The sequence below is a fragment of the Abyssibius alkaniclasticus genome (genome assembly GCF_020447305.1).
GTDB classification, from domain to species: Bacteria; Pseudomonadota; Alphaproteobacteria; order Rhodobacterales; family Rhodobacteraceae; genus Abyssibius; species Abyssibius alkaniclasticus.
In genome coordinates this window covers 693,639-709,311 of the sequence record NZ_CP095732.1, presented here as the reverse complement: position 1 = coordinate 709,311, position 15,673 = coordinate 693,639, and the positions used below count along the sequence as shown (strand labels likewise).

The window sequence follows — 15,673 nt, the reverse complement described above, 5'->3', positions numbered from 1 at the left end:
ATGATCGACTTTATCGAGCGTATTCTGCGGATGCCGCGCGTGGTCGTCACGCTCATGCTCATCCTGCTTCTGGGGGGGTTCACCTCGTATCAATCCTTGCCCAAGGAAAGCTTCCCCTCGATCGACATTCCGTTCTTTTACATCTCGGTCAGCCAGAGCGGCATTTCACCTTCGGATGCCGAACGCCTGCTCGCCAAGCCGATTGAAGACCGGCTGACAGGGCTGGACGGGCTTGAAAACATTACCACCACGGCCACCACCGGCCATGCCTCGATCTTTCTGGAGTTCAACGTCAACGCAGATAAAGACCAGGCGCTGTCGGATATCCGCGCAAAAATGGATGGGGTGAGCAATGAGCTTCCCGCCGATGCCGAAGAGCCGAGCGTTAGCGAAATTTCCTTCGATGACCAACCGGTGCTGTCGGTTTCGATCTATGGCGATGTGCCGGAACGCACGCTTGTGCGCGAGGCGCGCGCGCTGCGCGACGTTCTGGAAGGCCTGCCGAATGTGCAATCCGTGTCGCTTTCCGGGGCGCGCGAAGAGGTGCTGGAAGTCCAGATCGACCAGTTGCGGCTCGAGGCTTACGGGCTGACGGCAGGCCAGATCTTTGACGCGCTGGCGCGCAACAACACAATGGTTGCCGGTGGCACGCTCGATAACGGCCTTGGGTCGTTCAACATTGAAATTCCGGGGCTGATTTCCACCGCCGAAGAAGTGTATAACCTGCCCTTGCTTACCGTGGGTGACAGGGTTGTGGTGTTTGGCGATGTCGCCACCGTGACCCGCACCTTCAAGGATGCAACCGAATATGCCTATGTGAACGGCTCGCCGGCCATTACGCTGGGTGTCGTCAAGAAGCTCGGCACCAATATCATGGAAGTGTCGGACGAAATTCGCGCCGCTGTTGCCGTTGCAACCGCGGACTGGCCCGCGGAAATTGGCCATAGCTTCCTGCTCGACCAATCCATCAGCACCAAGAACCTGTATCGCTCGCTTGAAGCTGCGGTTATGACGGCGGTGGTGCTGGTGCTGATCATGTGTATCGCCACGCTGGGTGTGCGCCCGGCCATCATGATCGGCATGTCGATTCCCATTTCCTTCATGATCGCCTTTCTGGTGCTGAACTGGATGGGTTATACGATCAACATGATGGTGATGTTCGGGCTTGTCATCGCCGTGGGTGTGCTGGTGGATGACCCGATCGTCGTGGTCGAATATGCCGAACGCAAACTGTCCGAAGGGGTGTCGCGCAAGCGTGCCTTCATTCTGGCGGCGCGCAAGATGTTCGTGCCGGTGGTTTCGGCCACGGCCACCACGCTTGGTGCCTTTGTGCCGCTGCTGTTCTGGCCGGGGATCATTGGCAAATTCATGTCTTATCTGCCGATCGTGGTGATCATCGTCATGGTCGCCTCGCTGGTTTCGGCGCTGATTTTCATGCCGGTGATCGGCGCGATGATCGCCAAGAACGAGATGTCGGAGAAAGAAAAGGAAAAAGCCGATATCGTCATGTATCCCGACAAGTTCGACCCGAAGAAAGTAACGGGGCTTACCGGGGTTTATGTGCGCATCATGGCAAGGCTTTTACATGCGCCGGGCCTGACCCTTACCGCCGGCTTTGCCATTGTCATTGGCATTTTCATGTATTTTGCCGCCAATCCCACCGGGATTGAAGCCTTTCCGAAGATGGAGCCGGAATATGGCACGGTTTCGGTGATCACGCGCGGCAATTACGCGCCCAACGAAATTCGTGATTTCCTGATCGAAGTGCAGGATGAAGTGCTGCAAGTGCCCGGCATTCAGGATGTCATTCTGACATTCGCCGGCAATAACGGCCCCTCGCTTGGCGCGGGTGCAACCCCGCCCGACACGATCGGCACGCTGCAATTGCAGTTGCAGCCCTGGCAGTCGCGCTATACGGCAGAAGAGATCTTTGCCGAAATTCGTGCGCGCACGGCCGATATTTCCGGGCTCGAAATTCAGATTGCCGCCGAGGAAGGCGGCCCGCCCGCCGGCAAAGACATCAATCTGCGCGTTGAATCGACCAATTATGACGATCTTGCCCCGGCGGTTGCCGCACTTCGTGCCTATATCGAAACCGAAATTCCCGGCGCGCTGGATATTGAAGATGGCCGCCCCGCCCCCGGCATTGACTGGCGGCTGACCTTTGACCGTGCCGAGGCTAGCAAATTCGGCATCGGGCTGCGCGACCTTGGCCCCTATATCCAGCTTGTCACCACGGGTGTGACCATTGGCAACTACCTGCCCGATGATTCCATTGACGAGCTTGACATCGTGGTGCGCCTTCCACCGGATGAGCGCAGCCTCGATGCGCTGGACAATATCCGCATTTCCACGGTGAACGGGCTGGTGCCTGTGTCCAACTTCCTTGAGCGCCGCGTCGAGCCGGCAACCGGCAGCATTACCCGGCAGAACGGTCTCTATTCCATGAATGTGGCCGCAAATCTGCCACCGGATATGGCCGCAGCCGAGCAGATTGCCCTGATCAAGGTTTGGGAAGCCGCACAGGACTGGCCGGAGAATGTAAAGATCGTCTATGGCGGTGCTGCCGAGCAGACCGAGGAAACCAACGCCTTTATCGCGCAGGCCTTCGCCGGTGCGATGTTCCTGATCTTCTTCATACTTCTGCTGGAGTATAACAGCTTTTATCAGGTTTTCGTCACGCTCTCGACGGTGGTGATGTCCATTTCCGGCGTGCTGCTCGGGATGCTCGTTACCGGCATGTCATTCTCGGCCATCATGACCGGGCTTGGCATTGTGGCGCTGACGGGCATTGTGGTGAAAAACGGTATCGTGCTGATTGATACCTATAACCACTATAACCGCGATGACGGGGTCGAGCCGATCAAGGCCATGCTGATCACGACGGCCCAGCGTATCCGCCCGGTTCTGCTGACCGCGATTGTAACGGCACTGGGCGTTATCCCGATGGCGATCAATATCGAGTTTGACTTTATCCGCCGCGAAATCGTCATGGGCGGTCTGGCCGGGATTTTCTTCATCCATCTGGCTTCGGCGCTGGTGGCGGGGCTGCTGTTTTCCACCCTGCTCACACTGGTTATGGTGCCGGTGATGGTCACAGCGCCATCGGTGTTCAAGGGGCGGTTCATTCGTGCCTGGGGCTGGCTGCGCCGCGCGAAAAAACCCGACCAGGGTGATGATGCGCCGAAAAAGCCGAAGAACGAGCCGTTGCCGATTGATGGCGAGTTCATTCAGGCCGAATAGGGTCAGGGTATGATCGGGTAGCGTATATAGGCAAAACGCTGCCCGTCCGGCGCCCAGGAGGCAACGTTGATCGTGCCCTGCCCGCCATTGAACCGGTCGATATTGCGCGCGGGCCCGCCGCTTGCGGGCATGATGCGGATGATCACATCGCAATCTGCCGGGTGCCCCTTGGTGCCCGGTGGAAAGCTGATATAGGCCAGCGCCTGCCCGTCGGGCGAAAGGTGTGGAAACCAGTTCACGCGGTCGTCATGGGTGAGCTGCTCACCCCCGCTGCCATCAACCCGCATCCGAAATATCTGCGCATGGCCGGGGCGCGTGGCGGCGGCTTCCGAGTTGAAGTATATCCATTGCCCGTCGGGCGAGAATTCCGGCCCGTCAACCGGGCAGGCACCATCACTCAGATAGGTTTCCGCACCACCTTCGGCGGGCAGGGTCGCGATGCGGGTCATCGTGCTGCCATCATCGCGCTGTTCCAGCGCGACATAGGCGAGCGTTGCCCCATCGGGCGAAATGCCGTGCAGGTAATAGCGGTAGCGCCGTGCGGGATCGACATCATGCGAAATGCGCGCAGGCTGGCCGCCCTCAAACGGCACCACATACAAATGCCCGTCATTCGCGCTGAGATAGATGTGTTTGCCATCGGGCGCGATCACATGGTCATTGTTCAGGTTTTCAACCGGAGCGGTGTTGATCCGGTTTGGCCCCTGCTGGCCATCGGGCGAAATCGCAAACAGCCGCCCGTCGGCGTTGTAGACAAGCCAGGCGCCATCGGGGCTCCAGTTCGGTGCCTCGATCAACTGGTCGGATTCATAGATGATTTCGGGGGCTGTTCCCCCGCGCCCCGCCACAACCAACTGGCTGATCTGGCGGGGCAAAAGGCGGCGGGCATCGGGGCCGGGGCGTTGGCTTGGCATAGGGTCTCATCGCTTGTGGCGGGGCTTGGTCGCAGCCTAACCGAAGCGGCGCAATCTGCGCAGCAAAATCTGCGCCATTTCCAGCGCAGTGGCGGCATATCCAGTGGTGTTTTGTTAAATCCGCGCCTATATGAAAGGCTGAACCGGGGGTTGTATGGCGAATTATCTGTATAAGGGCGACTTGCCCGCTGATCTGGACCTGGGCGCGATTGTCGCCATCGATTGTGAAACAATGGGCCTTGTGGCCGGGCGTGACCGGCTGTGCCTTGTGCAGCTTTCCGGCGGCGACGGTCATGCGCATCTGGTGCAGATCGCGCCCGATCAAACCGAAGCCCCCAATCTTTGCGCGATATTGGCCAATCCGGATGTGCTGAAACTGTTCCATTTCGGCCGGTTCGACATTGCCGCGATGTATGCGCGCTTTCAGGTGCTGGCAGCGCCGGTTTACTGCACAAAAATTGCCGCCAAGCTGGTGCGCACCTTTACCGACCGGCACGGGCTGAAGAACCTGCTACAGGAAATGCTTGGCGTCGACATTTCGAAACTTCAGCAAACCTCGGATTGGGGCGCGCCAGAGCTGAGCGAGGCGCAGCTCGCCTATGCCGCGTCGGATGTGCTGTATCTGCACAAGCTCAAGGCCGCGCTCGATCTGATGCTGGCGCGCGAAGGCCGGACGGGCCATGCACAGGCCGCGTTCGACTATCTGCCGCACCGCGCCCTGCTCGACCTTGCAGGATGGCCCGACATCGACATTTTTGCGCATTGAGCCAGTCATGCCCGACCGCCACCGCCAGCGCCAAAGGAAAACCGCCCGCTACTCGAAATTCGTGGCGCGGATCAAGGTGCTGCTGCCGCTGCTGGCGCTGGCCATTCTGTCGACCGTTTTCCTGCTGGGCGATGGCCGCAGGCTCGATCAGGCGCTTGTATTTACCGATGCCGATTTCGAGGCACTTGGTGAAACCGATGTGCTGAGCCGCGCGCGTTTTGCCGGGGCCACGGTCAATGGCGACTATCTGAGTTTTTCAACCTTGCGCCTTGCCCCCGACCCGAGCCGCGAGAACGTGCTGCTGTTTGACAAGCTATCCGGAGCAATCCAGTTTGCCGATGGGCAAGAGGCGACATTGCTGGCCACGGTGGCCGAGTTTTTTGTCAGCGACAACCGCATCGTCATGCCCGATGGCGGCGCGATTACCACCTCGCAGGGCTATCGTGGCCGCACCGCGACTATGCAAGCCGCGCTGACCGGCGGCGATATCAGCGGCACCGGGCTTGATGGCAGCGGCCCGCTGGGGGCAATTACCGCGGGCAGTTTCGAAATCCGGCAAACCGCCGCAGAAAACCGGGTGCTTTGGTTTGGCCAAGGGGTTAGGCTAAAGCTGAACCAACAGGTCAACACAGATAGTGAGGGAGCCTTGGAATGACATTTCGCCGCGCGATACCATTCGCCATAGCATTGCTGTTCGGGGCCGCCGGCCCGCTTCTGGCCCAGGGCGCAAGCCTGCCCTTTGCCGGCCTTCCGGCGGGCGAAGCGCAGGATGTCGAGGTGTCTGCCGACACGTTGCGCGTGAACCAGGCCGATGAATCGGCGATATTCGAGGGCAATGTGCAGGTCGCCGTGGGCGATTTGCGCCTGACCGCCGCGCGGGTCGAGGTGGTTTATGCCGCCGAGGCGGGCAAGATCGCCGCGCTGCGCGCCAGCGGCAATGTGTTGCTGAGCAATGGTGCTGAAACCGCCGAAGGTGACTCTGCCGTCTATTCGCTGGTCGATGGCCAGATCCTGATGGAAGGCAGCGTCATCCTGACCCAGGGCCAAAGCGCGCTGTCGGGCGAACGGCTGCGCATCGACCTTGTGGCAGGCACCGCGCTGGTGGAAGGCCGCGTGCAAACCATTTTCCGCACCGAGGGCAATTGATGCAAGCCGATAGCGCCGTCGCGCAGAAAGATGCGCCTGCCGCCGCGCAAGGGCCGAGCGGGCTGATCGTGCGCAATCTGGCCAAGTCTTACAAACGCCGCCCGGTATTGCGCGATGTGTCGCTTGAACTTCACCGTGGCGAGGTTGTTGCGCTGCTCGGCCCCAATGGCGCTGGCAAGACCACCTGTTTTTATTCGGTTGCCGGCCTTGTTAACCCCGATGCGGGCGAGATCGAGATTGACGGCATCGATGCCTCTTCCCTGCCCATGTATCGCCGCGCCAAGCTCGGCATCGGCTATCTGCCGCAGGAAGCGTCGATCTTTCGCGGCATGTCGGTGGAGGATAATATCCGCGCGATTCTGGAAATTTCGACGCGTGATCGTGGTCAGCGGGCGCGCGAACTCGAATCACTCATGGCCGAATTTTCAATAACCCATCTGCGCCGCGCCCCGGCCGTGGCGCTTTCGGGCGGCGAGCGGCGGCGCGTTGAAATTGCGCGTTGCCTGGCCAGTTTCCCCAAATATGTGTTGCTGGATGAGCCTTTTGCCGGGGTCGACCCGATTGCGGTGGGCGAAATTCGCAATTTGGTAAGCCATTTGAAGGATCGTGGTCTTGGCGTTTTGATAACCGATCACAACGTAAGGGAGACCTTGGACATTGTTGATCGCGCATATATCCTGCATGATGGCACGATGTTGATGAGTGGAACGCCCGAAGACGTGGTTCAGGACCCGGACGTGCGAAGGGTCTATCTGGGCGACAAGTTCAGAATCTAGGCGGCCTGCGCCGGGCGGGAGGCAGGATGAAACTGGGACCATCCCTGGAATTGCGCCAGACGCAGCGGTTGAGCATGACACCTCAACTGCGCCAGGCGCTGGCCGTGTTGCAGATGAACCAGCACTCATTGCACCAGTTGCTGCGCGAGGAACTGGACAAGAACCCGCTGCTTGTGGCCGAAGATGATTTGCCCCCACCCCGCCCCACCCCCCTTGCCCCAAACCAGACCAGCGCCAGCAGCGTCGCGCCGGATATGGACAGTTTCCCCGCCAGCGCCACCACGCTGGCCGCGCATCTGGCCGCGCAGATCGGCATGATGCAGGTGCCAAAAGACCAGGCCGCGCTGGCGCTGCTGCTGACACAGGAGCTGGAGCCAGACGGCTATCTGCGCGCCCCGCTTGCCGAGATAGCCGCGCGCCACGATGCGCCACAGGCGGCGGTTGCTGCTGCGCTGACCCTGTTGCAAAGCTGCGAGCCTGCCGGTGTTGGCGCGCGCGATCTGGCCGAATGCCTGAGCCTGCAACTGGCCGAGCGCGGCGCGCTGTGCAATGGCACCAGGGCGGTGTTGCGCCGGCTCGACCTTGTGGCCGCCAACAAGCACGAAGCCTTGTGCAAGCTCAGCGGGCTGAGCGGCCCGACACTGCACAGCCTGCTGGACAGTTTGCGCAAGCTTGACCCGCGCCCCGGCGCGGCATTCGAGGCGGATGCCGCCGCCATCATCGTGCCCGAAATCATTGTGCGGCGCGATTCATTTGGCCAGTGGCAATGCGAGTTGAACCAAGACACGCTGCCGCGGCTTGGCATCAATACCACCTATGCCACGGCGCTTGGCCGGGCCGATGGCGACAGCGCCGCCTTCACACAGCATTGGAGCGAGCGGGCCGACTGGCTGCTGCGCGCGCTCACACAGCGCGCCGCAAATATTCTGAAAGTGGCGCGCGCGATTGTCGAACACCAGTCGCATTTCTTTGAAAACGGACCACTGGAAATGCGCCCGCTTTCCTTGCGCGAAATCGCCGAGACCACAAAGCTGAGCGAATCAACCGTCAGCCGCGCGGTCAGCGGAAAATACCTCACCTGCCGGGCTGGCACATTTGAATTGCGCTATTTCTTTACCGCCGGGCTGAATGCAACCTCGGGCGAAGCGCGGTTCGGGGCTGTTGCGATCCGCGCGCGAATTAAACGCCTGATCGAGGCGGAAGACCAGAAAAATCCGCTTTCCGATGATGATCTGGTAAAATATTTGCGCGCGGGCGGTGTTGATATTGCGCGGCGCACCGTGGCCAAATATCGTGGGTCTATGGGCATTTTGACATCGCTTCACCGCCGCCGGCAGTATGCATCCACAAACCGGATGGGTGACTGACGCCGGGCAAGCCATGCCCATAGGCCCACAAGCGATGCGACAGCCCTGACAGCCCGACACGGGCGAACGGTATGGAAAGGATTCATCATGCGAATTACGGTCAAAGGAAAACAAATGGATGTTGGCGACGCGCTGACAACCCATGTAAACGAACGTCTGCAGGACGTTGTGGCCAAATATGCCGAACGTCCGACCGAGGCGGAGGTGACCTTTTCCAAAGACCGCCACGAATTTGTTGCCGATACATCCATTCACCTGTCGACCGGCATGAAGGCGCAGGCCAAGGCGCATGGCACCGATGTCTATGGCGCCTTTGAAAGTGCGGCTGACCGGCTTGAAAAACAGCTTCGCCGCTACAAGCGCCGCCTGAAAGACCACCACCGCGACCGTCAGGACCCGATTGAAACCATCGGCGCCCCGTCCTACATCCTGTCGGGTGAAAACGCCGATGAAAGCGAGCCGGAGTCGCTTCAGCCGATGATCGTGGCCGAGATGGAAACGCCGGTGCAAACCCTTTCGGTTGGCGAGGCTGTGATGGCGATGGAGCTTTCAGGCGCACCCATGCTGGTGTTCAGAAATTCAAAACATGGGGGGGTTAATGTCGTTCATACGCGCGAAGACGGAAATATAGGGTGGATAGACCCCCGCAATTCGCGCTAAAGGACCGCCAAAGGCAAACAAGGGCAGATTCGTGGAATTACAGGAAATTTTGTCGTCCTCGGCTGTGAAGACAACCGACAAGGCGACGAGCAAGAAGAAACTGTTGCAAGATCTTGGCCAACATTGTGCCGATCTTTATGGTTTGAACGCCGATGAGGTGTTTCAGGCCCTGCAAGACCGCGAACTGCTTGGCCCAACGGCGATGGGGCATGGCGTGGCCATTCCCCATGCGCGCCTGCCCGGATTGGATGCTGTGCGCGGCTTTTTCATGCGCCTGACCAAGCCGATCGATTTTGACGCGGTCGACCGCCAGCCGGTCGATCTGGTCTTTGTGCTTCTGGCGCCCGAAAATGCCGGGGCGGCGCATCTCAAGGCATTGGCGCGGGTATCGCGCGCGCTGCGCGATCCGGCGGTTTGCGCCAAGCTGCGCGCCCATGATGCCGATGAATCGGTGATGTATTATGCGCTGCTTGGCAGCGAAACATCAAAAGCCGCATAGCCGGGGCGCCAGTTTTCAAACCCGAATCGCGCATAGTCTTCGCCAAAGGCGGCGCGGGCCAGGGCTTCTGTCTGGTCGGTATAAATTTCGGCCAGATCAAAGGCAAACGGCCTGTGCCTAAAGGTTTTCAAACCCGCCCAGATGGGCGGAATATCGAGCGCGCGTTCAAGTTCTGGAATGTCATGATCTAGCTGCTCGACCCGCAGAAAATGTGTAATCGGCATGATCTGCGCAAAAATATCGGCCAGCGCCGCCTGTGTCTGCCAGCTGCAATCCTGCCGAATATCGGTTTCACCCGCCAGATTCGCCGCAACAAACAGCAAGAACTGGTGAAAGGCGGTGCGCTGGTCTTCAACCGTATAGGTTTCACGGTCAATCTGCTGCGCATTGCGGGGCAGATAGATCTGGTAGCGGGTTTCCAGAATGGAGCGGATTTTCTGGAACGCATCGGGTGCGGTGCTGAAAATCTTGTTCATGAAGGCCGCATAGAGCCGGTCGAGCGGATGGTGCAGCACGCTGATCACATGCGCCGATTTGTTGCGCGCCGCCCAGTCCTGCACATCGCCCAGCTTCAGCCCGGTGCGCAGCTCGCTTGGCACCAGGCTTAGCCAGGCGGTCAGCGGCTGTTTGGTGTTCTCGATCAGCGGGGCAAAGGCCAGCGGGCGGTGATCGCACACATAATAGTGCCGCGGCCAGACCCATTTCACCTGACTTTCATTTTGCGAAAGCGGCTCGGCCTCTGGCAGGGTTTCGGGCGCGGGCAGGCCCAAAGCCGCATAGACCTCGGCATAGTTGGAAATCTTGGCGTGGAGCGGGGCAGGGTTCTGGCGCTTGATTGAGGCCTGAAGTGTTTTGCGCGGTGCCTTTGCCCCCAATGCCATTGCCAGGTCGTTGATCCTGGTCATGTCGCCAAGGTCAGTATAGTCGATGCGCAGAGCCGCCTGACCAGTCGCTGCGAGCCCGGCTTCGATCTGCGCAAAGTAGCGTTCGTGCTGCGCCTTATACACCTCGAACGCCCCAAGGCTCAGGGGCACCGATAGCGGCAGCCGGTCTTTTTCCGAGCCGATCAGCCAGATATCGCTGAATTGCGCAATCGAAAGCGAGACAAAGGCGCTGAGCGGATCGCGCGTCAAGATGATCTTGGCGCAGCGCGGATCCTCCAGCAGCACCTGCATGGCTTCGGGCACATGTTCGGGGAAATAGCGCAACCCGTTGACGGTATCGGGCTGTGCGGCGGCAATGGCGTCAAGCAGGGCCGCAGGGTTGTGCCGGGCCGTATCGCAGCTGACATCGAACAGCACGGTTTGGCCCTTGCGGCCAATGAACACCGGGTTGAACAGCTCGCCCAGACAGGCCAGCCCGTCATATTGCGCCAGATAGCGTTCCAGCAGGTTCGAGCCGCTGCGCATAACGGAAAAGATGACAAAACTGTCAAACGGGCGGGCGGGAACGCTCATGCCAGCAACCGTGCCCGCTGGCGCTTGGCATCGCTGCGCAAATCCAGCCCGTCATCGGAATAGGTGAGGTTGACGCCGGCATTCTTGAGTTGGGTGATGAACTGGCCAAGCCCTTCGGGCATCCGCATGGGGGGTGGTTGCAGGGTCTGAGGCGCGGGCTGATGCGTTACAAGCTGAACGACAGGGCCAAGAATGTTCATCGGGTTGGCCAGCACGTGACCAAGCGGCAAGATCAACGCCCGCGCCGGGCTGCTTTCGCGCAACACATTTGCCAGATGCTGCTTTTCGCGCGCCAGTGCGGTGGCGGCCTGATCACGCAGCGCCACCGGGTCGGGGTTGGGCTGGCGCATCATATCAAGCAGCCAGGCCGAGCGGACATGCAGGATCCGCGCATTCGGATCGGCCTCGATGATGCGGGCCACCTTGTTGTTGTCGCTCAGATCATGGGCGAAAATCGGCAAACCATCGCGCTGCGCCCAGACGAAATTGCGCAGAAATTCGGCCGGGCGATAGTCGCGCACCACCGAAAGCGCGGTCAGCCCGCCGGGGCCAACCGGCTGGTCGTTTTCAAACAATGCGCCTTTGGGGTGGAAAATGCGGCCCATTGCGCGCTGGCCGGTCTGGTCCAGAATCCAGGGCTGCAAATCCTCAAACACCGAATCGAGCCCCTGAAGCACCAGATAGGGCACGGCCGTGTCACGCGTATAGCGCGCGCGCGGTCCAACATGGCGGGCCTGCATCATCAGCCCGCGCCGCCCTTCAAGGCGGCGGCGCTCGACCGTGGCCACATGGCGCAAAAACGCCTCGCGCTGGGCGGGTTGGCGGGGCAGTGCCGGACGGGTCTGGTCAAGCAGATGGGTATAAAGCGCATCGGCCCCGGCCCAGATCTTGCGCGCGAAGTAACTGTCGAGGTTTTGCAGGCCCGCCAGATGATCGTCATACAGAACCACCGGCTTGCCCTCATAGTCAAACCGCGCATAGCACAAAGCGCGCGATTCGATCTTTTGCGAATGCTGGCGCGCAAGTGTCTGGAAATAAGATTCATCGGGGATCCAGCTGCGCTTGAAGAATGCATCATATTCCGCGCGGCGCGGGTCGCTCAGAATGGCGCGCAGGGTTGCGCTGCGCAGCACCCACCATTGCGCACCGATATGCGCCACCATCCCCTCGGGCAGCTTGCGCTTCACACCAAAGCGGCGTTGCAGCGCGACCGACATATCAAACAGGCGGCGGCGTTTCTTCCAGTTGAAGGGGAAGTAGAGCGTGAAGCGTTCATGCTCCAGCCCGCCCTTGATCCAATGCGCGGCGCCGGCGGTGACGCTTTCAATGAAATCGGTGTCGGGATGCGCGTCAAGAAATGCCACAAACTCGGCCAATGGGCGGGTTGGCAGGCTATCGCCCGATAGCTGGCAGATATGGCCCAGCGCCGGGTAGCGCGCCAGCAGGGTTTGCACGGCGGCGATTTGCGCTTCAACCAACGAAAACTCGCCCCAGGCGGCACGGACGCGCGGGCTGAACAGAATGTTTTCATGCGCCGATAGCGTGGCGCGCAGCCGGTCGAATTCCACCTGGGGGGTGGCGGCATCCACATGCAGCACCACCGGGCCGGCGGATTTGGCCAGGGTGGCGGCAAGCTTGGCCACGCGCACCAGGTCGCGATGCGCCAGAATGGAGAACCCCACGCTCATGCCCAGCCGCCCGACGAGATCAACCCGTCTTCCTCCAGCTGCGCCCAGCCCTTGTATTGGCGCGATTCCGGCGTGGCCAGCACGGTATCGGCGGCAAGCGTCTGGCCATAGGCCTCGTATTCGCGGCCACCTTCGTAATGCTCCAGCCGGCCGCTTTCCTCGGCCGCGCGCTCCAGAATATCGGGCAGGAATTTGGTGTGCAGCAGCGCGCCGCTGATCATTTCACCGCCGCGTTCATCATAGGTGACATTCATCGCGCGCGGCAGCATCAGGTGGGTGGAGGAGATATAGACACAGCCCCAGCGCCAGCGCACCAGCGGAATTTTGTTGAGCGCGGGTGCCAGCCTTGGCTGATGCGCAAAATTCAGCCGCAGGCGCGGGCCGCCCTGGATCCACAAATGCCGGTGCTGGCCGTCGCGGTGATAAACGTAATTGGCATGGTCATACCGGTTGAGCAGGGTCAGCGGGTCTTGCCCAGCCTGGTAGCTGGCCTGGCCAAGCGGGCCTTCGGGATACATATCGACCAGCATCGCGGGCAGGGCGCGCAGATGCGATTGGTCGAGCCATTCGGTCAGCGCGCGCAAGCCCCGCGTTGTGTGATGCGGATAGACCAAAAGCTCGTCGCAATCGACCGTCAGGCACCAATTGTCATGGCCAAAGCGGGTCAGCAGATGGTTCAGCCAGTCCACCCCGAAATGCGCCGCGCGGTAGCTGGCATCGGTATACCAGATAGAGGCATCTTCCTGTGCTTCCAGAAAGGCGGCGCTGCCATCGGTTGAGCCATTATCGACAAAGAAGAAATGTTCAACGCCAAGGTTGCGGTAGTATTCCACGAAATAAGGCAGACGCCGTTCTTCGTTTCGCAGCACGCAGAACAGATAGATCGCGCCGTTCTGGCGGCGCGGGGCGCGCAGATGTTTGCGCATCAGCGCCCGCCCGTGCCAGGCGGCGCGCAATTGCCACGCCTTGCGAACCAGTCGCTGCCGATACGCGCGCCATATGCTGGTGGGGCTGGGCAAATAATCCTCGGGCTACTCTAAGAACCAATTATGAAAGTAAATCGTCAATGAAAGAAAAATGGCTGTCCCAGCCTGGAAAGTCAAACTTTGCCGGAGCCTTGGGAGGGGTATGGCTTGCCGCGGTTATCGCGTCAAGCCAGGCTTGCGGGCTGTCGGCGGGCAGATAGGTGACATGCGCGCCCGCCAGTTCGTGAAATACCGGCAGGTCAGAGCATAGCACCGGCACAGACATTTGCAGGGCTTCCACCAGCGGATAGCCAAAACCTTCGGCAAAGGATGGAAACAGCAGCGCGCGGGCGCGGGCCAGCCGTGTGGCAAGTGCTGCATCCTCCAGCGCGCCATGTTCAAACACCGGCTGGCCCGCCTTGATGGCCGCATCGAGCCGCGCAAATAGCGCGTCATTGCACCAGCCGCGCCGCCCGATAATATGAAGCTGCGGCGCATCGGGTTTGGCGGCAAGCCTGTCCCAGACATCCAGCAGCAGCGCATGATTCTTGCGCGGCTCGATCGTGCCAAGCACAACAAATTCGGCGGGTGTGGTGGTTATGGGCGCGCCGCGCGGGCTGGCCAGAGCATCACAACCGAGGGGCGCGACATGCAGCGGCGCCTCCAGGCTGAACCTGCCCAGCCAATGGGCTGCGCGCGCAGCAGTATCGGCAGAATTGCAGATGATCCCTGTCGCGCCATCCGCCGTAAAACGCAGATCTTGTGCAAAACGCTCGGGCAGGCCCGAACGGCTGAACTGGGGCCAGTCCAGCGGGATGGTATCGTGCAGCATGGCAATGCGCGGGCCAGCGCCCGCCTTGCGCATGGCTGCCCAAACGGGCGCGCTGCGGTTGCTATGGCCCACATTCACATAGGCAAAACCCCTTGGCATGTGGCGCGCCAGCATCGGCGCAAGCCCGCGCCGCAGGCAACGCGCAAAGCTGGCGCGCCGCATATCTGCCTGGGCGCGGCGCTGTGCGGGGCCAAGCTTGCGCGACAAAAGCGCCACAATATCGGGCGTGCCGGGCAGTGCTTTGCCCTGCAAAACCGGCCACAGCCGCGCCATGCCCGCCTTGTCAAGCAGCACGTAGCCACCGGCCAGCCGCGCAAGAAAACAGGCGGGCGCATCGGCGTCCATAAACGCACGAATATAGGCGCGCTCGACCCGGTCTATCCCCGTGGCCGGGCCAAGCCCGATGCGCGACATGCTGCGGCTGATATCCAGCAGGCGGGCGCGCATGGCGCTATTCCGCAGCGTGCGAGGCCGCGTTGAGGCTGGAAAGATAGGCGCCGAACTCGTCGCGCAGATCTTCGCGCGCAAGTCCGAAGGCCACGGTCGCCTGCAAGAACCCGGCTTTGGAGCCGCAATCAAACCGCTGGCCCTTGAAGCGGTAGCCAAACACATTGTCATGGTCACGAATTTGCGCGGCAATCGCATCGGTAAGCTGGATTTCCCCGCCGCTGCCCGCCTGTGCCGAATCAAGCGTGTGCATCACCTCGGGGCGCAGAATATAGCGCCCGATCGCGGCAAAATCCGAAGGTGCGTCTTCGGCGCGCGGTTTTTCAACCATGCCACTGGCGGGCAGAAGCGCGCCCATATCCGACTTTACAGCCAGCACGCCATAGCTGGAAATCTGTGCAGGCGGCACCTTCATGGCGGCGACCATATTGCCGCCGGTTTCGGCATAGGCATCGACCATCTGGCGCAAACAGCCGGTTTGCCCGGCAATCACGTCATCGGGCAGGATCACCGCGAAGGGCTCATCACCCACCAGCCGCCGCGCACACCACACCGCATGGCCAAGGCCCTTCGGGTCGCGCTGGCGGATATAGGCGATGGCGCCACTATCCATATCGGTGCGGCGCAACTCATCGAGCTGGGCCTGCTTTTTGGCCAGGCGCAGCGCGGCTTCAAGCTCGGGCGCGCGGTCGAAATAATCTTCCAGCGCCGATTTTCCGCGCGCGGTAACGAAAATAAATTCGGTAATCCCCGCCTCGCGCGCCTCGTCAATGGCGTATTGGATGAGCGGGCGGTCGACCAAAGTCATGATCTCTTTCGGGATGGATTTTGTGGCGGGCAGAAACCGTGTGCCTAGCCCGGCAACCGGAAATATCGCCTTTGTAACCTTGTTTGTCATCGCATCCTCGCGCGC

General features: G+C 60.8%; 14 protein-coding genes. 8 read left to right on the top strand and 6 right to left on the bottom strand.

The features are described from left to right. Entirely contained in the window at window positions 1-3,243 is a 3,243-nt protein-coding gene (locus tag LGT41_RS03690) for an efflux RND transporter permease subunit (protein WP_274128684.1), read from the top strand. A 2-nt stretch (window positions 3,244-3,245) separates the two neighbouring features. Here the strand turns inward: LGT41_RS03690 and LGT41_RS03685 are convergent, their stop codons facing one another. Beyond that, window positions 3,246-4,157 (bottom strand): TolB family protein, encoded by a 912-nt coding sequence (locus LGT41_RS03685; protein WP_274128683.1) that lies wholly within the window; start codon window positions 4,155-4,157, stop codon window positions 3,246-3,248. A gap of 154 nt (window positions 4,158-4,311) precedes the next feature. Here LGT41_RS03685 and LGT41_RS03680 point away from each other — a divergent pair, with 154 nt between their 5' ends. From LGT41_RS03680 to LGT41_RS03650, 7 genes are all read left to right on the top strand, one after another. Further along, the gene (locus tag LGT41_RS03680) at window positions 4,312-4,923 is read left to right on the top strand and encodes a ribonuclease D (RefSeq protein WP_274128682.1); all 612 of its coding nucleotides are present in this window, start codon (window positions 4,312-4,314) and stop codon (window positions 4,921-4,923) included. Between the two features lie 7 nt (window positions 4,924-4,930). Continuing rightward, complete coding sequence (locus tag LGT41_RS03675; protein WP_274128681.1) at window positions 4,931-5,578, top strand: hypothetical protein; 648 nt, start codon at window positions 4,931-4,933, stop codon at window positions 5,576-5,578. After that, window positions 5,575-6,069: an LptA/OstA family protein gene (locus LGT41_RS03670; protein WP_274128680.1), complete on the top strand. Its 495-nt coding sequence runs from the start codon at window positions 5,575-5,577 to the stop codon at window positions 6,067-6,069. The genes LGT41_RS03675 and LGT41_RS03670 overlap by 4 nt, the downstream gene beginning before the upstream one ends. Continuing rightward, on the top strand, window positions 6,069-6,845 hold the full coding sequence (lptB, locus tag LGT41_RS03665) for an LPS export ABC transporter ATP-binding protein (RefSeq protein WP_274128679.1): 777 nt from the start codon (window positions 6,069-6,071) through the stop codon (window positions 6,843-6,845). Before LGT41_RS03670 ends, lptB begins: the two co-directional genes overlap by 1 nt. A gap of 26 nt (window positions 6,846-6,871) precedes the next feature. Beyond that, window positions 6,872-8,212 (top strand): RNA polymerase factor sigma-54, encoded by a 1,341-nt coding sequence (rpoN, locus tag LGT41_RS03660; RefSeq protein ID WP_274128678.1) that lies wholly within the window; start codon window positions 6,872-6,874, stop codon window positions 8,210-8,212. Window positions 8,213-8,299: 87 nt separating this feature from the next. After that, entirely contained in the window at window positions 8,300-8,872 is a 573-nt protein-coding gene (gene hpf / locus LGT41_RS03655) for a ribosome hibernation-promoting factor, HPF/YfiA family (protein WP_274128677.1), read from the top strand. Between the two features lie 31 nt (window positions 8,873-8,903). Beyond that, complete coding sequence (locus LGT41_RS03650; protein ID WP_274128676.1) at window positions 8,904-9,371, top strand: PTS sugar transporter subunit IIA; 468 nt, start codon at window positions 8,904-8,906, stop codon at window positions 9,369-9,371. On the opposite strand, the gene LGT41_RS03645 is transcribed toward LGT41_RS03650, so the two are convergent. The 5 genes from LGT41_RS03645 to LGT41_RS03625 all read right to left on the bottom strand — a co-directional run bounded on the left by LGT41_RS03645 (window position 9,332) and on the right by LGT41_RS03625 (window position 15,658). Then, window positions 9,332-10,828, bottom strand: coding sequence for a hypothetical protein (locus LGT41_RS03645; RefSeq protein WP_274128675.1), 1,497 nt, complete (start codon window positions 10,826-10,828; stop codon window positions 9,332-9,334). The two genes, LGT41_RS03650 and LGT41_RS03645, sit on opposite strands and share 40 nt — an antisense overlap. After that, a complete protein-coding gene (locus LGT41_RS03640; RefSeq protein WP_274128673.1) occupies window positions 10,825-12,516 on the bottom strand; it encodes a DUF5927 domain-containing protein in 1,692 nt (563 codons plus the stop codon). The genes LGT41_RS03645 and LGT41_RS03640 overlap by 4 nt, the downstream gene beginning before the upstream one ends. Then, entirely contained in the window at window positions 12,513-13,442 is a 930-nt protein-coding gene (locus LGT41_RS03635; RefSeq protein ID WP_274128671.1) for a glycosyltransferase family 2 protein, read from the bottom strand. The genes LGT41_RS03640 and LGT41_RS03635 overlap by 4 nt, the downstream gene beginning before the upstream one ends. A gap of 121 nt (window positions 13,443-13,563) precedes the next feature. Beyond that, on the bottom strand, window positions 13,564-14,760 hold the full coding sequence (locus LGT41_RS03630) for a glycosyltransferase (protein WP_274128670.1): 1,197 nt from the start codon (window positions 14,758-14,760) through the stop codon (window positions 13,564-13,566). A 4-nt stretch (window positions 14,761-14,764) separates the two neighbouring features. Beyond that, window positions 14,765-15,658: a UTP--glucose-1-phosphate uridylyltransferase gene (locus tag LGT41_RS03625; RefSeq protein WP_274128669.1), complete on the bottom strand. Its 894-nt coding sequence runs from the start codon at window positions 15,656-15,658 to the stop codon at window positions 14,765-14,767. Between the last annotated feature and the right edge of the window lie 15 nt (window positions 15,659-15,673).